General features: G+C 64.9%; 16 protein-coding genes and 2 pseudogenes. 10 read left to right on the top strand and 8 right to left on the bottom strand.

Annotation, left to right across the window (positions count from 1 at the left end; all coding sequences use genetic code 11):
• Positions 1-220: 220 nt before the first annotated feature.
• Positions 221-1,178: pseudogene (locus ACVWW1_RS25960) on the bottom strand (LysR substrate-binding domain-containing protein).
• 118 nt (positions 1,179-1,296) lie between these two features.
• On the opposite strand from ACVWW1_RS25960, the pseudogene katG reads away from it, so the two are divergent.
• A pseudogene (gene katG, locus ACVWW1_RS25955) lies at positions 1,297-3,463 on the top strand (catalase/peroxidase HPI).
• A 118-nt stretch (positions 3,464-3,581) separates the two neighbouring features.
• On the opposite strand, the gene ACVWW1_RS25950 reads toward katG, so the two are convergent.
• The 3 genes from ACVWW1_RS25950 to ACVWW1_RS25940 all read right to left on the bottom strand — a co-directional run bounded on the left by ACVWW1_RS25950 (position 3,582) and on the right by ACVWW1_RS25940 (position 5,350).
• The gene (locus ACVWW1_RS25950) at positions 3,582-3,782 is read right to left on the bottom strand and encodes a hypothetical protein (RefSeq protein ID WP_456657892.1); all 201 of its coding nucleotides are present in this window, start codon (positions 3,780-3,782) and stop codon (positions 3,582-3,584) included.
• A gap of 119 nt (positions 3,783-3,901) precedes the next feature.
• Positions 3,902-4,912: an aldo/keto reductase gene (locus ACVWW1_RS25945; protein WP_456657891.1), complete on the bottom strand. Its 1,011-nt coding sequence runs from the start codon at positions 4,910-4,912 to the stop codon at positions 3,902-3,904.
• 12 nt (positions 4,913-4,924) lie between these two features.
• Entirely contained in the window at positions 4,925-5,350 is a 426-nt protein-coding gene (locus ACVWW1_RS25940; protein ID WP_176528937.1) for a PaaI family thioesterase, read from the bottom strand.
• A 92-nt stretch (positions 5,351-5,442) separates the two neighbouring features.
• Between ACVWW1_RS25940 and ACVWW1_RS25935 the strand changes: the two genes are divergently transcribed.
• Both ACVWW1_RS25935 and ACVWW1_RS25930 read left to right on the top strand, forming a co-directional pair.
• A complete protein-coding gene (locus ACVWW1_RS25935; protein WP_456657890.1) occupies positions 5,443-6,072 on the top strand; it encodes an NUDIX hydrolase in 630 nt (209 codons plus the stop codon).
• A 370-nt stretch (positions 6,073-6,442) separates the two neighbouring features.
• Positions 6,443-7,639 (top strand): hypothetical protein, encoded by a 1,197-nt coding sequence (locus ACVWW1_RS25930; protein WP_456657889.1) that lies wholly within the window; start codon positions 6,443-6,445, stop codon positions 7,637-7,639.
• Between the two features lie 115 nt (positions 7,640-7,754).
• On the opposite strand, the gene ACVWW1_RS25925 is transcribed toward ACVWW1_RS25930, so the two are convergent.
• Positions 7,755-8,054 (bottom strand): hypothetical protein, encoded by a 300-nt coding sequence (locus ACVWW1_RS25925; RefSeq protein ID WP_456657888.1) that lies wholly within the window; start codon positions 8,052-8,054, stop codon positions 7,755-7,757.
• A gap of 206 nt (positions 8,055-8,260) precedes the next feature.
• Here ACVWW1_RS25925 and ACVWW1_RS25920 point away from each other — a divergent pair, with 206 nt between their 5' ends.
• Positions 8,261-8,740 (top strand): hypothetical protein, encoded by a 480-nt coding sequence (locus tag ACVWW1_RS25920; protein ID WP_092126210.1) that lies wholly within the window; start codon positions 8,261-8,263, stop codon positions 8,738-8,740.
• 19 nt (positions 8,741-8,759) lie between these two features.
• On the top strand, positions 8,760-9,662 hold the full coding sequence (locus tag ACVWW1_RS25915) for an HpcH/HpaI aldolase/citrate lyase family protein (protein WP_456657887.1): 903 nt from the start codon (positions 8,760-8,762) through the stop codon (positions 9,660-9,662).
• 14 nt (positions 9,663-9,676) lie between these two features.
• Here the strand turns inward: ACVWW1_RS25915 and ACVWW1_RS25910 are convergent, their stop codons facing one another.
• Together ACVWW1_RS25910 and ACVWW1_RS25905 are read right to left on the bottom strand one after the other, a co-directional pair.
• Positions 9,677-10,891, bottom strand: coding sequence for an EAL domain-containing protein (locus ACVWW1_RS25910; protein WP_456657886.1), 1,215 nt, complete (start codon positions 10,889-10,891; stop codon positions 9,677-9,679).
• Between the two features lie 350 nt (positions 10,892-11,241).
• On the bottom strand, positions 11,242-12,528 hold the full coding sequence (locus tag ACVWW1_RS25905) for an MFS transporter (RefSeq protein ID WP_456657885.1): 1,287 nt from the start codon (positions 12,526-12,528) through the stop codon (positions 11,242-11,244).
• 147 nt (positions 12,529-12,675) lie between these two features.
• On the opposite strand from ACVWW1_RS25905, the gene ACVWW1_RS25900 reads away from it, so the two are divergent.
• From ACVWW1_RS25900 to ACVWW1_RS25885, 4 genes are all read left to right on the top strand, one after another.
• Positions 12,676-13,623, top strand: a complete 948-nt coding sequence (locus ACVWW1_RS25900; protein WP_456657884.1) for a TAXI family TRAP transporter solute-binding subunit — start codon at positions 12,676-12,678, stop codon at positions 13,621-13,623.
• 194 nt (positions 13,624-13,817) lie between these two features.
• The gene (locus tag ACVWW1_RS25895; RefSeq protein WP_456657883.1) at positions 13,818-15,926 is read left to right on the top strand and encodes a TRAP transporter permease; all 2,109 of its coding nucleotides are present in this window, start codon (positions 13,818-13,820) and stop codon (positions 15,924-15,926) included.
• On the top strand, positions 15,887-16,300 hold the full coding sequence (locus tag ACVWW1_RS25890; RefSeq protein ID WP_456657882.1) for a DUF1850 domain-containing protein: 414 nt from the start codon (positions 15,887-15,889) through the stop codon (positions 16,298-16,300). Before ACVWW1_RS25895 ends, ACVWW1_RS25890 begins: the two co-directional genes overlap by 40 nt.
• Positions 16,301-16,419: 119 nt before the next feature.
• Positions 16,420-17,226, top strand: a complete 807-nt coding sequence (locus tag ACVWW1_RS25885; RefSeq protein WP_456657881.1) for an SDR family NAD(P)-dependent oxidoreductase — start codon at positions 16,420-16,422, stop codon at positions 17,224-17,226.
• A gap of 16 nt (positions 17,227-17,242) precedes the next feature.
• On the opposite strand, the gene ACVWW1_RS25880 is transcribed toward ACVWW1_RS25885, so the two are convergent.
• Entirely contained in the window at positions 17,243-18,787 is a 1,545-nt protein-coding gene (locus ACVWW1_RS25880) for a cation:proton antiporter (RefSeq protein ID WP_456657880.1), read from the bottom strand.
• A 148-nt stretch (positions 18,788-18,935) separates the two neighbouring features.
• On the opposite strand from ACVWW1_RS25880, the gene ACVWW1_RS25875 reads away from it, so the two are divergent.
• The gene (locus ACVWW1_RS25875) at positions 18,936-19,718 is read left to right on the top strand and encodes a hypothetical protein (protein ID WP_456660678.1); all 783 of its coding nucleotides are present in this window, start codon (positions 18,936-18,938) and stop codon (positions 19,716-19,718) included.
• Positions 19,719-19,835: the final 117 nt, after the last annotated feature.

Here is a 19,835-nt window from a genome sequence, read left to right as displayed (position 1 = left end):
TTCGCTTCGTCCGGGCGATCCAGTACGCCTCGGCTCAAGCACTGGCGTCTCTGGCATGCTGGATCACCCGCATGCGCGCGTGATGACATCGCGATGTTTGAGATCTTGAATCGAGAACCTTCCTCATCGTCGTCCTGGCGAAAGCCAGGACGACGGGTGTGCGTGTGGCGCGATGTGTGCGTCAAACGAGAACTGCATCTCCGCCGCGCCGCGTGAGCCGTCACGCCACCTTGCGTCGCCCCGCCCGCTTCGTGTCCTTCAACCCATCCTGCTTCGGCGCACGCAACTCCCGGGCGGCGAGGCTCACCACTTCGGCGATCTGCTGCAGCTGCGCGGCGAGCGGGCTGGTTTTGCGCCAGACCATGCCGATGGTGCGCGACGGCTGCGGGTTCTTGAAGCGCGAGACCGTCACCGGCGCGGAACGCGTCTCCACGGTCACCGCCATCTCGGGGATCAGGGTGACGCCGATGCCGGCGCCGACCATCTGCACCAATGTCGATAGTGAGCTCGCATCCAGCACCTCGCGCGGCGGCGACGACGATTGCATGTTGCAGAACGACAGCGCCTGGTCGCGGAAGCAATGGCCCTCCTCGAGCAGCAACAGCCGCATCTCGCGCAGCATTTCGGCGCTCGGCACCGGCGTCTTGGCATCCTCGCCCGGCCGCACCAGCAAGAAATTCTCGGAGAACAGCGCGACCTCGGTCAGCGACGGTTCATGCACCGGCAGCGCCACGATCGCGGTGTCGAGCCGGCCCTCGGCGACTGCCTTGATCAGCTTCGGCGTCAGCGTCTCGCGGACATGGATGTCGAGCTCGGGGTGCAGCCGCGCCAACGTCTCGATCACCCGCGGCAGCAGATATGGCGCAATGGTCGGGATCATGCCGACGCGCAGCCGGGCCGGCGAGCTTGTCGCGCGAGGCGCGCGCGAAGTCGCCGAGCTCGTCGACCGAGCGCAGGATGTCGCGCACGCGATGCAGCAGGTCCTCGCCGAAGGTCGTCAGGGTGACCTGCCGGGCATTGCGTTCGATCAGCACGCCGCCGACCGCTCGTTCCAACTCGCGGATCTGCATCGACAGCGCCGGCTGCGACACCGCGCAGGCATCCGCGGCGCGCCCGAAATGCCCGTGCTGCGCCAGCGCATCGAAATACCTCAGTTGCCGGAGTGTGACATTTATCATCAGATTATCTTATCGACGCGATCACTAAAGTCAATTTCACCTGATGGATTGGGGCGCGTAGAATCGTTCTTGGAAGAGCTCCAGCGCATTCCAGAATCCATCACCTCGGAGAAGAAACATGGACGCAAAAACCGACGACGGCGCGGGCAAATGCCCATTCACGGGCGGGCCCCGCGGGCACGCGAATCGCGACTGGTGGCCGGAGACGCTCGACGTTCAGGTACTGCATCACAATTCCAACCTGTCCGATCCGATGGGCAAGGGCTTCGACTACGCCAAGGAATTCAAGTCCCTCGATCTCAACGCCGTGATCAAGGACCTCTCGGCCCTGATGACGACGTCGCAGGAATGGTGGCCGGCAGACTTCGGCCATTACGGCGGCCTGATGATCCGCATGGCCTGGCACTCGGCGGGAACCTATCGCATCACCGACGGCCGCGGCGGCGCCGGTGCCGGTCAGCAGCGTTTCGCCCCGCTCAACAGCTGGCCCGACAACGCCAATCTGGACAAAGCGCGCCGGCTGCTGTGGCCGATCAAGCAGAAATACGGCCGCAAGATCTCCTGGGCCGACCTGATGGTCCTCGCCGGCAACGTCGCGCTGGAATCGATGGGCTTCAAGACGTTCGGTTTTGCCGGCGGCCGCGCCGACGTGTGGGAGCCGGAAGAACTGTACTGGGGTCCGGAAGGCACCTGGCTCGGCGACGAGCGCTACAGCGGCGAGCGTCAGCTCTCCGAGCCGCTCGGCGCGGTGCAAATGGGCCTGATCTACGTCAACCCGGAAGGCCCGAACGGCAATCCGGACCCGGTTGCAGCGGCCAAGGACATCCGCGAGACGTTCTTCCGCATGGCGATGAACGACGAGGAGACGGTTGCGCTGATCGCCGGTGGCCACACCTTCGGCAAGACCCACGGTGCGGGCGATCCGTCGCTGATCGGGCCGGAGCCGGAAGGCAGCGCGATCGAGGATCAGGGCTTGGGGTGGAAGAGCAAGTTCGGCACCGGCGTCGGCGCCGACGCGATCACCGGCGGTCCCGAGGTGACCTGGACCCAGACCCCGACCAAGTGGAGCAACCACTTCTTCGAGAACCTGTTCAAGTACGAATGGGAGCTGACGAAGAGCCCGGCCGGTGCGAAGCAGTGGAAGGCAAAGGGCGCGGACGCCGTCATTCCGGACGCGTTCGATTCGTCGAAGAAGCATGTCCCGACCATGCTGACCACCGACCTGTCGCTGCGCTTCGACCCGGCCTATGAGAAGATCTCGCGCCGGTTCTACGAGCATCCGGATCAGTTCGCGGACGCCTTCGCCCGCGCCTGGTTCAAGCTCACGCATCGCGACATGGGTCCGATCGCGCGCTACCTCGGCCCGCTGGTGCCGAAGGAGACGTTGATCTGGCAGGACCCGGTTCCGGCGCTCGATCACGCCGTGATCGACGACAAGGATATCGAGGCGCTCAAGGCGAAGATCCTCGCTTCGGGCCTCTCGGTGTCCGAACTGGTGTCGACCGCCTGGGCCTCGGCCTCCACGTTCCGCGGCTCCGACAAGCGCGGCGGCGCCAACGGCGCGCGCATCCGCCTTGCTCCGCAGAAGGACTGGGATGTCAACGAGCCGGCCCAGCTCAAGGGTGTGCTGGCCAAGCTCGAAGCCATCCAGAAGGAGTTCGGCAAGAAGGTCTCGCTCGCCGACCTGATCGTGCTCGGCGGCGCGGCCGCGATCGAGAAAGGCGGCGAGGGACGGCGGCACCCATGTGAAGGTCCCCTTCACGCCGGGCCGCACCGACGCGACGCAGGATCAGACCGACGTCGAATCGTTCGCTCCGCTCGAGCCGCGGGCTGACGGCTTTCGCAACTACGTCAGCGGCAAGCATCAGTTCCTGCAGCCCGAGGAGGCATTGGTCGACCGTGCGCAGCTCCTGCGGCTGACCGGACCGGAATTGACGGTCCTCGTCGGCGGCCTGCGCGTTCTCGGCGCCAATGCCAAGAAGTCGAAGCACGGCGTCTTCACCGGCAAGCCGGGGACGCTGACCAACGACTTCTTCCTCAACCTGCTCGACATGGGCACGGTGTGGAGCGATGCCGGCCAGGGCGTCTATGAAGGCCGCGACCGCAAGACCAAGGCGGTGAAGTGGACCGGCACCCGCGTCGACCTGATCTTCGGCTCGCACTCGCAGCTGCGCGCGTTCGCCGAGGTCTACGGCTCGTCGGATGCCAAGGAGCAGTTCGTGAACGACTTCGTCGCGGCCTGGGCCAAGGTGATGAACGCCGATCGCTTCGATCTCGCCAAGTAAATTGGACGAGTAAGCGACCGGTACGTCACGGCAATCAGCGACAGGGCGGCGCTTCGGCGCCGCCCTGTTTCATTTGGGGGATGCAATTTGGAAGACGAAAGGCTTTCCGCAGCTTTGCTCAGTCGTGCAGCTTCATGTCCCGGATCATCTCCTCGAACTCCGCCTGCGTCGGAATCGCCGGTGGCGATTGCAGCGCGCTGCTCGTCACGATGGGAGCATCGCACTGCGAGGCCCCGCGCGAAGGCTCGAGGATTGCGGTCAGGCTCGCCCAGCACACCAGGAGAGCCACGATCCAGTCCAGTACATTGGATGCCGTCATTGCAGCACCAGCATCAGCATTTCCATGCGCTGATGGTGCAGCCTGTGTGGCGCTTGGGCAATTCGGAAGCTACGAAACGTGACTTCGGCGTAGCCGAGGGGAGCGCCGAAGGCTGGACGCTATCCGGTCCGCGCCCGGCGCCCTTCGATCGGATAGGCGGGATCGTTGAAGCCCGGTGTCGAGGGATGGCCGGCGACGACGAGGCGATCGATCAGGGCTTCGTCCTCGGCGGTGAAGTGATAATCAGGCGCGCGGATGTAATCGTCCCACTGCGCTTCGGTGCGCGGGCCTGCGATGACCGCGCTGACGAACGACGAGTTCAGCACCCAGGACACCGCGAACTGCCCGGCGGTGATGCCGCGGCTCTCGGCGTGGCGCTTGATCTCCTGCGCGAGCTGCAGCGATTCCGGCCGCCACTCGGTCTGCATCATGCGCTTGTCGTTGCGGCCGGCGCGGGTGTCGGCAGGCGGCGCGGCATCGGGTGCGTATTTGCCGGTCAGCACGCCGCGCGCCAGCGGGCTGTAGGGTACGATGCCGAGGCCGTAGTAGGCGCAGGCCGGGAAATGCTCGACCTCCGGCATCCGGTTCATCGCATTGTAATAGGGCTGGCTCGCGACGGGACGGTCGATGCCGAGCCGGTCGCAGATGTTGCAGATCTCGGCGACGCGCCAGGCGCGGTAGTTGGAGACGCCGAAATAGCGCACCTTGCCGGCGCGGATCAGGTCGCCCATCGCACGCACCGTCTCGTCGAGCGGCGTCGCGTGGTCTTCCTTGTGCAGGTAGTAGACGTCGATGAAGTCGGTGCCGAGCCGCTTCAGGCTCTCGTCTGCGGCCTGGAACACCCAGCGCCGCGACAGCCCGCGATGGTTCGGATCGTCGCCGATCGGATTGGCGAGCTTGGTCGCGAGCACCCAGTTCGACCGGCTGTTCGAGATCGCGCGGCCGACGACCTCCTCGGACTTGCCGCCATTATAGGCGTCGGCGCTGTCGATGAAATTGATGCCGGCCTCGCGCGCCTTCGCCACGATCCGCGACGAGGTCGCCTCGTCGGTCGGCCCGCCGAACATCATGGTGCCGAGGCAGATCGGCGAAACCTTCAGGCCGCTACGGCCGAGCTGGCGATATTGCATCGGGTAGGCTCCCTAGCTGTCGGTCTTCAAGATCTTGAACACGCCGCTGGCCATCGCGATGCAGCGCTTGTCGACGGTCACCTCGGCCGTGATGAAGATCAGGCTGCGGGTCGAGCGCACCACGCGCGGACGCGTCGTCAGGATCTCGCCGATCTTGCCGGCCTCGACGAAATGGGTGTCGAGCTGTACCGTCGCAAGCGTCGGCTTGCCCGAGACGAAGCGCGCGGCCATGCCGCAGGCGCGGTCGGCAAAGGTCATGATCACGCCGCCCTGCACCAGGCCGCGGCGGTTGTGGTGCTTGTCCTCGGTGATCAGCGCGAGCTCAAGCGCGCCGTCCTTCAACCGCTCCCACAACGGGCCGATCAGCGTCAGGAAACCCGTGGTGTCGGCGATCTTCCAGCCGTCGGATTTGAGTTTGTCCGCGGCCTTGGCCGTCATGAGGAGGGATCCCTTGCTTGCAAATGATTGATCGCAGGAGGCATGTCGTTCCGCTCATTTCATCAAACGCTGTTGTGTTGTAGTCAAGCTCCATGGCCCGCACATTTGACGATGCCACCCGGCGGAATATCGCAGAGCTCTGCGCCGCATTCGCGCGCCTCGCGCCGGCGGATGCGGCGCCGACGCTGAAGCGCGCGGCGGTCGCGATCGCGCTGACCGAGAGTGATGACGGCAACGGCACGGCCTTCCTGCTGACCCGCCGCAGCGCGCGCTTGCGCGCCCACAGCGCGCAATGGGCGCTGCCGGGTGGACGCTGCGATGCCGGTGAGACACGGCCCCAGGCTGCGCTGCGCGAACTGCACGAGGAGCTTGGGCTGGCGCTGTCCGAATGCGACGTGCTCGGCATGCTCGACGACTATCCGACACGGTCCGGCTATCTGATCACGCCGGTCGTGGTCTGGGCCGGTGCGCAGGCGGCAATCACGCCGAACCCGGACGAGGTCGCGTCCGTGCATCGCATCGGTCTCGATGCGGTCGAGCTCGACGATGCATTCACCTTCGTCACGATTCCGGAGAGCTCGCGGCGCGTGATCCGCTTTCGGCTCGGTGGTCAGCAGATCCATGCGCCGACCGCCGCGCTGATCTATCAATTCCGCGAGGTGCTCGCCGGACGCAACACCCGCGTCGCCGATCTCGAGCAGCCGGTGTTCGCGTGGAAGTAGGTCGCAACGATGCGGCTATTTGTGACGGCGTCTGCGGGCGTTCATCTTCATTGCCTTGTCTTGCGCAACAGGCGGATGCGTTGCGGTCCCGGGTTCCGGCGGCGCCCGCGACACATTCTCGTAACAAGAGAACCGTGAACGGGTATCCGGAAACGATCCGCAATCCGGACGTTCGGCGCGCGCGGGTGCGGCGAGCGTCAACGCGCCAGCGGCGGCGAGCCAGAGTGCCATTCTCATCGCGATCTCCACGGTGTTTCTTCGGAGAACACCGCATTGTGGCGAAAATTCTGGACGTGATCGCGGCATCCGGCCGCTTGCGCTCCGGACATTTCCGGGCTGACTTCGTGGCGGCGCTTGCTACAACGAGGTCATGCGCCCGCAATTGATTCGCTTCGTTCCTGGATTTGTCGCGCTCGCGCTCGCCGCCGGCGCGCCGCCCGTACTGGCCGGCGAGGCCGATGCGTTGCCGCCGTCCGTCGCCAATGCGATGGCGCAGGCCTCGCCGCAGGCGATCATGGAATATCGCCGCAAGCTACAGGAATATCAGGAGGCGCGCGATGCCTTCGAGCAGGACGCCAACGCCTATTGGAGTGCGATCGCCGACAAGCGGCGTGGCCGCAACGCCAAGCGCCGCGACCGCGTGCAGATCTCGCTGGACGATTACGTGCTGCAGCAGCCGCCGGTCTATGAGGGCCCGAAGCGGCCGGTCAACCCGGCGCCGGAAGAAGAGGGCGGCAAGCCGCCGCGTCCGGCCAAAACCATCCCGGTGGTCTCGGATCTCGTCCGGGCGGCGGCCGAGCAGTTCCAGTTCACGCCGCAGCGGCCGTCGAGCGAGGTCGAGTTCAAGCGTGCCTATGCCCGCTACGCGCGCGCGGCGGGGCTGACGCCGGAGCAGGCGGTGCGGGTCTATTCGTTCGAGACCGGCGGGACCGGCAATTACGACGTGCAGGCGGGCATTGAGCACGGCGGCAAGCGCGCGATCTCCACCGCGATGGGCTACAACCAGCTGCTCACCACCAACACCGTCGAGCTCCTGGCCGAGCAGGGCCATGAATTCGTACGGGATCTGACCGCGCGGGTGGCGGCGACGCAGGGGCCGGCGCGCAAGGCCATGGAGCACAAGCTCGCGGTGCTGAAGAAGATGGTCGCGTTCACGCGGACCGTACCCGACGATTGGTCGGCGCATCAGCGCCTCGCCGATACGCCGCAGGGTTGGGCGTGTCACGCCATGGTGCTCGACATCGATATCGGCCCGATGCTGCAGACCCACAAGCTGCTGACCTCGGTGATCTTCGCCCGCAACAAGGGCTACACAAGACCGCTGACCGCGGCCGAGCTCGAGATGATGAACCTGACCGGCGACGGCACCGGGCTCGACATGGTCACCATGCCGCAGGCGATGCGCGAGCAGGTGCCGACCACGAATTTCTTCCAGCGCTCCGGCTACGAACGCAATCCGGTCGCGATCCGTCACAACACCGTGGCCAAGCTGCTCGCCATCACCAACGAGCGGATGGATTTCAACAGCAACAAGCCCGGTGCCAGGGAATTGGCCGCGGCGTTCTGAGGTCTGCTGAAGACGTCAGAGCTTCGGTTCTGGTTGAATCAGAACCGAAGCTCTAGACCCTTCTCTCGACGCGTTTTCTTCACGCGTACCGGCGTCCACTTCGCTCGAAAACGCTCTAATTCGAGCCGAACATGAACTTGCCGTCGCCCTCGAGATAGGGCCCGGAGCGCATGTAGAGCTGGCCGTTGTGGCCGATGAAGAACAGCGTCCCCTTCGGCACCTTCTTGGCGCCCTTCAGCAGCGTGTTGGCATTGTTGGTCCCCATCTTGTAGGCCCAGGTCTTGCCTCCCTTGTCATAGGCGTAGCCCATGTCGGTCTTCAGCTCCCAGGGCGCAGCCTCCTGCGCGAATGCGCATGTCGTCAGCGCGGCAAACGCCGCAGTCGCAACAAAGGTCTTGGTCAAAAAATGCGTCATGATCCACCTCCGGCCGAGAAAAACGGCGTCGTCCCCACGTTTCTGAACAAATCACGAACGGCATTTGCGCGTCAATACGACAATCGGCGCGACCGCTATCGTCCATCAGCGACTTTGTGATTTCCCGCATCAAGCTTGGCGACTATCTTCGCGTTACCGTTTACAAACGCTTCGATTGCCGGAAACACTACCTGGGGATGATCGGGATGAACCACGTCATGAAGATCGGTATCGGTGTCGCTCTGTCGTTCATGGCGCTGGCGTCAGTCGCGCAGGCGGACGAGTTCAAGCTCTCCAACAACCAGCGGATCTCCTGCAGCCGCGGCCTGTCGGCCGGCAAGCTCAACACGTCGACCTGCAAGTCCTACGCCTATCTGTTCAACGCCAAGACCTCCGAATACTTCCGCTGCCAGGTCTCGCTGGCGCTGACGCGGGATAACAAGGAGGTCATCAACGTGCAGGCCGACGGCGGCTGCACCAAGAAGCCGCGCATCTTCGAGACCGACGGCAATTACACGTTCGACGCCACCGAGACCGAGCCGCCGAACACCAATTCGTTCTTCGGTCCGGGCGGCTATGCGATCTGGGCCAGCGACACCAACACCCAGAAGATCCGCGGCTGCATCACCATCTCGTCCGGTCTCGGCTCCGACATCTCGAAATGCCTCGACATGACGTTTCAGTGACGGCGGTGCGGGCGGCGTGATGCGCAAGCTGCGCCCGGCCCCGCTGTGCCGCTCCTGGCTGTTTCTCGAAGGCGCCAACGAGGCGATCCTGCAGAGCGCGGCCGCCTGCGGCGCCGATGTGCTGATCCACGAGCTCGAGGACTTTACCCCGCCGCCGCTGCGCCCGAGGGCGCGGGCGCTGGCGGCCGAGCTCTACGCGGCCTGGCGTGACCAGGGCGTGGTGGTCGCGGTCCGCGTCAATCCGTTGGACCAGGACGGCATGGACGATCTTGCCGCCGTGATGCGCGGCCATCCTGACATCGTCGCGCTGCCGAAGGTCGCCGAGCCGCATCATGTCGCGAGACTCGACGAGGCGGTGACGCGGTTCGAGCGCGACTATGGCATCGCCGAGGGATCGACGTCGCTGTTGCCGAACATCGAGTTCGCGCGCGGCCTGGTGCAGACCGGCGCGATCGCTGCGGCGAGCCGGCGCACCATCGGTTGCCTGATGGCCTCCGAAGACCTCGCCGCCGATCTCGGCGCCGAGCGCGGCAGCGATGGCCTGGAGCTCGCTTACGCGCGGCAGCGCTTCATCGTCGAATGTCGCGCCGCCAATGTCGTCGCGGTCGACTGTCCCTACACCTGGAGCGACGTCGCCGGCGTCGAACGCGACACGATCTGGGCGCGACGGCTGGGCTACACTGCAAAGAGCCTGGTCGATCCTGCGCATGCCGCCATCGTCAACGGCGTCCTCACGCCGAGCGATGATGAGTTGCAGCAGGCGGCCAGGATCGTCGCGGCGTTCGAAGCGGCGCGGGCACAGGGCCTTGGGCGCGTCGAACTTGACGGCTCGCTGCTGGAAGTCCCGACCTATTCCAACGCAAAGCGCCTGATCGCGCGCGGCGAAGCGCTGCGCGCGATCGATCACAACGCTCGAGCCTGACCGAAGGGCATGCCTCAGGACGCCGGCTGTTTCTCCGAGAAGTGCATGCGCGAGCGGGCGAACTTCTTGACGCCCATCGGCTTGCCGAACAGGTAGCCCTGGACCTGATCGAAATCCATCTCGTGCGCGGCAAGAAAGTCCGCGCGCGTCTCGACCCCCTGCGCAATAACCTGCGCGCCCGCGTCGTGTGCGAGCTCGACGATACGCCGGCACACCGTCTGCTTCAGGCGCTGATCCGCGCAACCGGTGACGTATTGATGGTCGACCTTCAGCTGGACGAACGGAAAGTTCGGCAATCCCAGCAAGGATGGCCAGTTCGCGCCGACATTGTCGATCGAGATGCCGATATTGTGCAGGCGAACGCGCCGGGCGACATCGATCGCCAAATCGAGATTGTCGACCACCTCGGCGCTGTCGATCTCGATCAGCAGGCCGGCGAAGGCGGCATGATCCGGAATCCGGTAGCAAAGCTCGCGCACCGCAGCATCGTCGGCGAGAAACGAGATCGGCAGGTTGATCGAGAGATCGACCGGTCCGATCTGTTCGAGCAGATAGCGCCAGTCTTCGATGGCGCGCTCGATCACGAACTCGGACAGCGCATGAAAATGCGGGTCGCTTTCGTCGGGGATGAAGTAGGCAGGCGGCACGACGCCCCATGCGGGATGGCGCATCCGGATCAGCGCCTCGGCGCCGCTCGGAACCAATGTCCGGAGATGAATTTTCTGCTGATACCACAGCTCAAGCCAGCCGGCCTTCAGCGCTTCGGGCACATCCACTGCCGGGCTCGGTGCGGGCTCGAGCGGCATCAATGACGCAAGACTGTCACGAAGGGTTCCGGCGCTGAACGGGGTGGAGAGGGCCGGCAGCATGGCGATGCCGTACTCATCGCCGATCTGCCGAACCGCTTTTACGATGATGGAGTCCGGCTGGCCGATGACGAGGACCTTGCCGCCGTAGTCCTTTCTCACCAAAGTCTCGAGAATTTTACTGACTTCGATGCCGTCCACGGACACGCCGAGCACCAGAAGATCGGGCCGTTCCGCGTCCAGCACGGTGTCGAGTTCCAAAGCCTGGCCACATTCACTGGTGATGAAGCCGAGGTCTTCCAGCGCCTCCGCGAGGAAGGTCCGAAGGTGTTTTTTGCTGTCCGCAATGCATGCGCGTGGGGTCAGCTTGCGATGTCCGAACCAGCCGGCTCGCGTTTGTCCGATGTGACTGATGTGGTTCATGCCCCGCCTTATCCGTAATTACCCCGGCCTGACTCGTACATCCATGAGCGGCGGCAATCATGGAAATTTCTGGTTCATACATTGATTGGTTCGCTAACCTTAAAAGATTCAATTCGACTCAAATGATCCCGGAATCGCCGCGTCTTGCCGCGGTTACATGCGCAACAAATGCGTCATCTGGCGTTCATGAGAGTAATCGTGTCTGACTTTGCACCGCACCGGAAACATTGTGCGCGTGTGTCATCGCGAGACGACGTTAATGACTGTGGTGTCGGGTCGATGCCGAAGCGGAATTGCACCATTGTCGGACATCAAATCGAGTTGCCGCCGAGCACCAACCGCGAATCAGATCATCCGTTCTGTGATGCCAATGCAGTCGTGCGTGATGTCGTCGTTGGCGCTCGCAACGTCTCCGGCATCAACGCGCAGTAGCCGATCAGCCCGGCACAAGCGACGGCCGCAAGGAACAGAAAGGCGGCGCCGTAGCCGGCGTGGACGATGATGAACCCGGCGACCGCCGTGCTCAGCGCGCCGCCGATGCCGGTTGCGGTGGCGATCGCGCCCTGGCTGACGTTGAAATGTCCGGTGCCGTGCGTGAGATCGGCGACGACGAGCGGGAACAGCGCGCCGAAGATTCCAGCGCCGATGCCGTCGAGCAATTGCACCGATACCAGCCAGTACGGGTTGTCCGACAACGGATAGAGCGCGCCGCGAACAGCCAGCACCGCGAGCGCCATAGCAAAGATCGGCTTGCGGCCCCAGACGTCGGCCTTGCGTCCGACCAGCATCGCAACCGGCACCATCACCAGTTGCGCCGCGATGATGCAGACCGACATCAGCGATGTGCCAAGGTTGCGGTTGACCAGTGCGAGCTTCTGTCCGACCAGCGGCAGCATCGCGGCATTGGCAAAATGAAAGATCACGGTCGCGGCCGCGAAGATCAGCAGCGGCTTGCAGGTCAGCAGCACGCGAAAGCCGGATGGTCGGTCATGCAGCGTGCCATGCTCCTCCGCGCTATCGTCGAGCCCGCGCGCGATCTGATGATCGATCGCCGCGGGTGGGATCGAGAGCGTCGCGGCGACGCTGGCGAGCGCCATTGCCGCGAGCAACCAGAATACGACGACGGGACCGAACCAGTAGGCGGTGCCGCCGGCGATCGCCGCAGCCACCGCGTTGCCGGCATGATTGAAGGCCTCGTTGCGGCCGGTCCGCGCCGCGAATGCCCTGGGGCCGACAATGCCGAGCGTCACCGCGGCGATCGCCGGCGCGAACACCGAGCCCGATGCGGCCGCAAGCGCCTGGGTCGCGGCGACCAGCGCGAACCGGTCGAGCAGCGGCAGCAGCAGGCAGGCGGCGGTCACGGCGAGCGCGGCTGCGATCATCAACGCGCGCTTGGCGCGGCTGCGGTCGATCAGGGCGCCGGCCGGTGTCTGGGCGACGATCCCGGCGATCGCCGCGATCGACATCACCGACCCGATCGAAGCCTCGTCCCACCTCCGTTCGGTCAGAAGGTAGATCGCCAGATAAGGGCCGAGCCCGTCCCGCACGTCGGCGAGGAAGAAGTTCAACGCATCAAGCGCGCGCTCAACGGGCGTCCCGGACGGCTGCAAGTGATACCTCGCGGCGAGATTGCGCATCTCAACCCGGCGGCGCGCGCAGAGTTCCCGTGCAGGTAAAGTGGCGCTGCTATCAGGGATTTCGGCCCTGCATGCGTCATTTGGATGGGTTGACCTGGCAGGGGCGTGCGGCCAATTTCCGGCCCGGCTTAGGGGAGAATAATACTCATGAATTCAAGGTTGATGGCCGCCGCGATCGTGGCCGCCAGTGTTTTGTCCGCGCCTGTCGCACAGGCCCAGCAGTTCATTAACGTGCTCACCGGCGGCACCTCGGGCGTCTACTATCCGCTCGGCGTCGCGATCGGGAAGATTTACGGCGACAAGATCCCTGATGTGAAGACTCAGGTGCAGGCGACAAAGGCCTCGGTGGAGAACCTAGTGCTGCTGCAGCAGGGCCGCGGCGAGATCGCCTTCACGCTCGGCGATTCGCTGAAGGCCGCCTGGGAAGGCGACGCCGAGGCCGGCTTCAAGAACAAGCTCGACAAGCTGCGCACCATCGGCGCGATCTATCCGAATTACATCCAGATCGTCGCCACCGCCGAAAGCGGCATCAAGACGCTCGCCGATCTCAAGGGCAAGAGCCTGTCGGTCGGCGCGCCGAAGTCCGGCACCGAGCTCAACTCGCGCGCGATCCTCGCGGCCGCCGGCATGAGCTACAAGGATCTCGGCAAGGTCGAGTATCTGCCGTTCGCCGAATCGGTCGACCTGATGAAGAACCGCCAGCTCAACGCCACGCTGCAATCTGCCGGCCTCGGCGTCGCCTCGCTGAAGGACCTCTCGACCTCCAGCGAGATCACCGTGGTCGCCGTGCCGAAGGAGACCGTCGACAAGATCGGCCCGCCCTTCGTCTCCGTGATCATTCCGGCCAACACCTATACCGGCCAGGACAAGGACGTGCCGACCGCGGCGGTCGTGAACTACCTCGTCACCTCGAGCGCGGTGTCGGACGATCTGGCCTATCAGATGACCAAGCTGGTCTACGAATCGCTGCCGGAACTCGCCAATGCCCACGCCGCGGGCAAGGAGATCAAGCTCGCGGCCGCCGCGACCGGCAGCCCGGTGCCGCTGCATCCCGGCGCGATCCGCTATTACAAGGAAAAGGGCCTGATCAAGTAGGGCTCGAAAGACATATTCGCCGTCATGCCCGGGGCGAAAGCGCGAAGCGCGTCTTCGCGCAGATGTCCCGGGTATCCACGTTCTTGGGCAACGGTCGCTCAAAGACGTGGATGGCCGGGACAAGCCCGGCCATGACGTATTGGGCGGCGGCCCAAATGCTATAAGCGTCGCGGGCACGGCGGGGGACTAATCATATGCAGCAGCAGGTTGCGGGCGAGCAGCCCATCAAGGTTGAATTCGACAATTTCGAGCACGGCTTTCCGGAAGGCTTCGGTCCGGGCGCCTGGGGCCATCTGGCCTATGCCATCGGTCTCGCCTTTGCGGTGTTCCAGCTCTATGTCGCGGCCTTCAATTATTTGCCGAGCCAGGTGGTACGCGGCGTCCATGTCGGCTTCCTGATCCTCTTGACCTTCGGCCTGATCGGCAACTTTACCGCCAGGACCGATTTCGGCCGTGCGGTGAGCTGGATCGTCGGCGCCGCCGGTTTCCTCTGCGGGCTCTATCAGTGGATCTTCTATGCCGACCTGATCGCCCGCGACGGCGACCCGACCAATATGGACCTTGCGGTCGGCACGCTGCTCGCGATCCTGATCTTCGAGGGCACGCGGCGGCTGATGGGAGCGGCGCTGCCGCTGATGTGCGGCGCCTGTCTGCTCTACTGGTTCTTCGGACAATATCTGCCGTCGCCGTTCAACCATCGCGGCTATGACTTCGACCAGATCGTCACCCATCTCTCGTTCGGCACCGAAGGCTTCTACGGCGTGCCGATCTATGTCTCGGCCACCTACATCTTCCTGTTCATCCTGTTCGGCTCATTCCTCGAGCGTGCCGGCATGATCCAGCTGTTCACCGACGTCTCGCTCGGCCTGTTCGGCCGCACCCGTGGCGGCCCGGCCAAGGTCGCGGTGTTCGCCTCGGGCATGATGGGCACGATTTCCGGCTCCGGCGTCGCCAACGTCGTAACCGTTGGCCAGTTCACGATTCCCTTGATGATCAAGTTCGGCTATCGCCGCGCGTTCGCCGCCGGCGTCGAGGCCACCGCCTCGATGGGCGGCCAGATCATGCCGCCGGTGATGGGCGCGGTCGCCTTCATCATGGCCGAGACGCTTGGCGTTCCCTATTCGGAGATCGTCAAGGCTGCCGTGATTCCGGCGATCCTGTATTTCGCCTCGGCGTTCTGGATGGTGCACCTGGAAGCCGGCAAGCATGGCCTTGTCGGCATGAAGCGCTCGGAGATCCCGAGCGCCTGGAAGGCGCTGGTCGCCCGCTGGTATCTCGTCTTGCCGCTCGCGGCGCTGGTCTACATGCTGTTCGAGGGCTTCACGCCGCTCTATGCCGGCAGCATGGGGCTTGCGTTGACGGTCGCGCTGATCCTCGGCGCCAGCATCACGCTCGGCTTCTCCAACACCGTCGTGCGCTACATCTTCTGGATCGGCCTTGCGCTGGTGGTTGCCGCGGTCTCGCGCCACGGGCTCGAGATCGTCCCGGTCGCCAGCGTCGTCGCAGGATTGATCGTGATTGCGGCGATCACCCGTGGAGGTCGCGCAACGCTCCGAGCCTGCCGTGACTCGCTTGCCGACAGCGCCAAGTCGGCGCTGACCGTCGGCATGGCCTGCGCCATCGTCGGCACCATCATCGGCATGATGACGCAGACCGGCGTCGGCACCATCTTCGGCAGCTGGATCATCGGGCTCGGCGCCAAGAGCCTGTTCCTGGCGCTGATCATGACCATGCTGCTGTCGATCCTGCTCGGCACCGGCATTCCGACGATCCCGACCTACATCATCACCGCGGCGCTCGCCGCGCCTGCGCTCGCCAAGCTCGGCGTGCCGCTGATCGCAAGCCACATGTTTGCGTTCTACTACGGCATCATGGCCGACCTCTCGCCGCCGGTCGCGCTCGCGGCGCTGGCGGCGGCGCCGATCGCCAAGGAGAATCCGGACAAGATCGGCTGGGAGGCGATGCGGATCGCGCTTGCCGGCTACGTCATCCCCTTCATCTTCGTCTACTCGCCGGCACTGATGCTGCAAGGCAATGATCCGATGGCCGCCCAGCTCGGCTTCTACGGCGCGGTGGCGCTGGCGACCTTCAAGGCGCTGGTGGCGATCGCCCTGTTCGGCATCGTCGCGATCGGCTTCCTGTTCACGCGGCTGACCTTGATCGAGATCGTGGTCGCCTTCGGCGCCGCGCTCTGCCTGCTTGGCGATTTCCGCTTCTCGGATACGGCGGGGTTCACGCTCGCCGCCGCTGTCGTGCTGTGGCAATGGCGTCAGCGCCCGCGCAATGCGGTGGCGGCGGCTTGAGCCTCTGCCTTGCATCCGCGGGTGTCGTGAAGGCGCTGTCGATCGCGGCCTTCACGCTCGCCTGGACGCATTCGATCGAGAAGACCGCGTGGCAGGAGGACTGGCTGGTCACGCCGGCCGGGCTGACGCTGCAGCAGGCGCGCATCAAGGGCACTGGCGCCGGAATGGAGCCGCCGCCGGAAGCGCGCCTCACTGACGGCTGGTTTCAATGGTCGCCGCCGCCTGTGCCGAGGGCGGAGGTCGTGCTTGGCAATTCCGGCGCGGCGGGCGAATGGCACCTGTGCCACGCGGGAAGCTGCCAGAAGCTATCGGAGATCTTCGGCCATCCGATCGGTGCTAATGTCACAACGATGAGTGTTTGCGAGGATCCGTAGCTCCGTAGCCCGGATGGAGCGCCAGCGTAATCCGGGGCCAGTGTTCCCGGACTGCGCTTCGCTTCATCCGGGCTACGGATTACGTCAAGCTGCAAGAACAACAAACGGGAGAACAAACGATGGATCGGCTCAAGGGCAAGGTTTCGATGGTGGTCGGCGCGGGCTCGATCGGGCCCGGCTGGGGCAATGGCAAGGCGACCGCCGTCACCTTCGCGCGCGAGGGCGCCAGCGTGTTCTGCGTCGATCGCAACGACGCCGCGGCCGAGGAGACGGTCAAGATCATCACCGGCGAGGGCGGCAAGGCGGCCGCATTCACCGCTGATGTCTCGCGCGCCAGCGAGGTCGAGGCGATGGTCGCGGCCTGCCTGAAGACTTACGGCCGTATCGACGTGCTCGACAACAATGTCGGCATCGCCGAGGTCGGCAGCGTGGTCGAAGTCGCGGAAGCCGACTGGGACCGCGTCTTCGCGGTCAACCTCAAGAGCGCCTATCTCTCGATGAAGCACGTCATTCCGGTGATGATCAAGCAGGGGGGCGGCTCGATCATCAACATCTCCTCGATCGCCTCGATCCGCCATGTCGGCATTTCCTATGTCAGCTACAATGCGAGCAAGGCGGCGATGAACCAGATGACGCGCTCGACCGCGGTCGAGTTCGCCTCCAAACATGTGCGCGTCAACGCGATCCTGCCGGGGTTGATGAAGACGCCGATGGTCGAACATTCGGCGGGGCTGGCGCAGAGTTATGCCAAGGGCGATGTGGAGGCGATGTGGCGCGCCCGCGACGCGCAGGTGCCGATGGGGCACATGGGCGACGCCTGGGACGTCGCCAATGCCGCGCTGTTCCTGGCGTCGGACGAATCGAAATATGTCACCGGCATCGAGCTGGTGGTCGACGGCGGCATTACCTCGAAGTCGGGCGCTTGAGAGGTCGCTGAAGGAACTAGGCCTCGACGCTGAGCTCGGCGCGGTCGAGCTCCTCCTCGACCAGATGGAACGCGTCGTCGCCGATGGTCTCGGTGCGCCGCAGATTGAGCAGCGCCTGACGCGCGGCCGCGATGGCGCGGCGGCGTAGCGGATCCGACGGCAGCTCGCGTGAGGTCAGGCCGCCATCCGGGTCATTCTCGGCGCGCAGCAGCACGGCGCGGTATTCGAGCCGGAGGATCTCGGCTTCTTCCGACGGGTCCGCGTCGATTTCCTCGAGCGCTGCGCGAAAGACCACGCCGCGGGCATGGGCCGCCTCGCGCCCGACCGGGTCGTCGTCATCGAAATTCAACGCCAGGATCAGTGGCCGCAGGGTCAGTCCCTGGATCACGAGCGAGCCCAGCACCACGGCAAACGCCGTCAGCAGGATCAGATCGCGATATGGGAAATACTCGGGCAGCGCAAACGCGGCCGCCAGCGTAACGATGCCGCGCATGCCGCACCACGACACGATGAAGCCGCGCTTCAGGGTCGGCACGGCCTCCATCACATGGGCGGGAAGCCAATTGCGCGCCTTCAGCGTGCGCAGCAGCGCGCCGTAGGGCATCACCCAGAGGATGCGGGCGAGGATCACGACGGCGAGGATCGCGGCGGCAAAGCTGCAATATTTCCACCGCACCTCGTCGTCGAGCTCGGACCAGATCGGGCGCAGTTGCAGGCCGATCAGCATGAAGGCGAGCACGTTGAGCACGAAGACGACGGTTTCCCACACCGCATAGGACGATACGCGCAGCCGCGCCGAGGTGCGGGCCGGCGCGGTGCGGGCGATGGTGATCGCATAGGCGATGATCGTCAGGATGCCGGACAGGCCGAGATGCTCGGCGACGATCCACACCATGAAGGTGCCGCCGAATTGCGTGATGATCGCGCTCGGCGCCTCCGTGATGCGGCGCGTGATCATCATCCAGACCTGCGCGAACAGGTAGCCGGCGGCGAGGCTGCCGACCAGCGCGACCGTGATCGACGGCACGAATTCGCGAATCTTCATGTGCTCGGCGGCAACCAGGCCGACCGCGACGCGATAGATCAACAGCGCGGAGGCATCGTTGAGCAGGCTTTCGCCTTCGAGGATCTTCTGGATCCGGTACGGCAGGTTGACCTGGCGCAGGATCGCGGTGGCCGCAGCCGCGTCCGGTGGCGCCACGATGGCACCGAGCGCGATTGCGACCGGCCAGGGCATGTCCGGGCGCAGCCAGTGCGCGACCACGGCGACGGCTGCCGTCGTGACGCCGACCGCGACCACCACCAGCGTCGAGACCGGCAGCCAGTTGTTGCGGAGATCGCGCAGCGAGGTGTCGTAGGCCGCATCGAGCAGCACTGGTGCTACGAACAGTGCCAGCGCCAGTTTCGGTTCGAGGGCCCAGGTCGGCGCCCACGGCAGCAGGGTCAGCAGCACGCCGCCGAGCGCAAGAAAGGTGGGGTAGGGCACCTTGATCCGCCGCGCCAGCGCCGACAGCGCCACCGCCGCGAGCAGCAGGCCGATGATCCATTCGAATGTCAGCACGCGAACCCCCAAGTACGGCTCCAAGTGCAGCCGATCGTCGCAATTGACGTATAATCCAGCATGTGGTTTTGCGGCAAATGGGCGCGCTGCTGGATATCAGGGGCCGGTGGTTCGGGTGCGGGAGAGGGATGTCTTGTCGGCAATCGGAATGCGACGAAAAGCTGCAAACCTGGCCTTCAATCTGGTTCTGGCGCTGCTGTGCGTTTGGCTGTCGGTCGCGCTGACGTCAGGCGTTGCGCGCGCGGCCGGCAGCGAGCCCGGCAAGGATGTGCAGGCCGATGCCGGGTCCTGCATCGCTGCGGCTGCGGCAACGGATGACGACAAGACCATCGAGGCTTGCGGCGCGCTGATCGACAATGAGAAGGCGGCCAAGCCGGATCGCGTCAAGGCGCTGATGGCACGCGCGAGCGCCTATGACCGCAAGCAGATGATCGATCGCGCGATCTCAGATTACGACACCGTGCTCCGGCTCGATCCTTCGCTTGCCGACGCCCACAATGCGCGCGGCGAGCTTTGGCGCCGCAAGGGCGACCGGCCAAAGGCGATCATGGATTTCGGCGCCGCCGTCAAGCTCAATCCAGACCACGCCGCCGCCAAGGCCAACTACAAATCGCTGTCGCTGGAACTGGAGCGGATCGGCGCCATGATGGCGGTCGCCGGCAAGCCGAGCTTCGATTGCCGCAAGGCGCGCCGGCCGGTGGAGAAGGCGATCTGCGCCAATCCCGAGCTTGCCGATCTCGATCGCGAGATCGGCGCATCGACCTTTCGCGCCGTGCGCGAGGCAAAGGATCCGCGCCAGGCGCGCGAGCTGCAGCGCGAGCAGGATCAGTTCATCGCCCGCCGCAACGCGGAATTCGGCACGCCTGCCTATGACCTGCAAAAGGCGATGCGCGAGCGGTTGCGGCAGATCAACGGCGTCGACGGCTACTAGTGCCAACGTCGGTAAGTTTCTGGCTTGAATTATCGGTCGCGTCCATGACAATGGCCGCCAAAGAGAGCCAACCATCCGAAGTCGTCATGCTCGACCGCGACGATGGAGGCGAGGGAG

This window comes from Bradyrhizobium sp. JR3.5, assembly GCF_054057015.1.
This window is presented reverse-complemented; position numbering and strand designations above follow the sequence as displayed.

Bases quoted from the DNA above. Each gene is read 5' to 3' on its own strand.
- ACVWW1_RS25950 (WP_456657892.1), bottom strand. From the start codon at position 3,782: ATGACGGCATCCAATGTACTGGACTGGATCGTGGCTCTCCTGGTGTGC.
- ACVWW1_RS25945 (WP_456657891.1), bottom strand. From the start codon at position 4,912: ATGCAATATCGCCAGCTCGGCCGTAGCGGCCTGAAGGTTTCGCCGATC.
- ACVWW1_RS25940 (WP_176528937.1), bottom strand. From the start codon at position 5,350: ATGACGGCCAAGGCCGCGGACAAACTCAAATCCGACGGCTGGAAGATC.
- ACVWW1_RS25935 (WP_456657890.1), top strand. From the start codon at position 5,443: ATGGCCCGCACATTTGACGATGCCACCCGGCGGAATATCGCAGAGCTC.
- ACVWW1_RS25930 (WP_456657889.1), top strand. From the start codon at position 6,443: ATGCGCCCGCAATTGATTCGCTTCGTTCCTGGATTTGTCGCGCTCGCG.
- ACVWW1_RS25925 (WP_456657888.1), bottom strand. From the start codon at position 8,054: ATGACGCATTTTTTGACCAAGACCTTTGTTGCGACTGCGGCGTTTGCC.
- ACVWW1_RS25920 (WP_092126210.1), top strand. From the start codon at position 8,261: ATGAACCACGTCATGAAGATCGGTATCGGTGTCGCTCTGTCGTTCATG.
- ACVWW1_RS25915 (WP_456657887.1), top strand. From the start codon at position 8,760: ATGCGCAAGCTGCGCCCGGCCCCGCTGTGCCGCTCCTGGCTGTTTCTC.
- ACVWW1_RS25910 (WP_456657886.1), bottom strand. From the start codon at position 10,891: ATGAACCACATCAGTCACATCGGACAAACGCGAGCCGGCTGGTTCGGA.
- ACVWW1_RS25905 (WP_456657885.1), bottom strand. From the start codon at position 12,528: ATGCGCAATCTCGCCGCGAGGTATCACTTGCAGCCGTCCGGGACGCCC.
- ACVWW1_RS25900 (WP_456657884.1), top strand. From the start codon at position 12,676: ATGAATTCAAGGTTGATGGCCGCCGCGATCGTGGCCGCCAGTGTTTTG.
- ACVWW1_RS25895 (WP_456657883.1), top strand. From the start codon at position 13,818: ATGCAGCAGCAGGTTGCGGGCGAGCAGCCCATCAAGGTTGAATTCGAC.
- ACVWW1_RS25890 (WP_456657882.1), top strand. From the start codon at position 15,887: ATGGCGTCAGCGCCCGCGCAATGCGGTGGCGGCGGCTTGAGCCTCTGC.
- ACVWW1_RS25885 (WP_456657881.1), top strand. From the start codon at position 16,420: ATGGATCGGCTCAAGGGCAAGGTTTCGATGGTGGTCGGCGCGGGCTCG.
- ACVWW1_RS25875 (WP_456660678.1), top strand. From the start codon at position 18,936: ATGCGACGAAAAGCTGCAAACCTGGCCTTCAATCTGGTTCTGGCGCTG.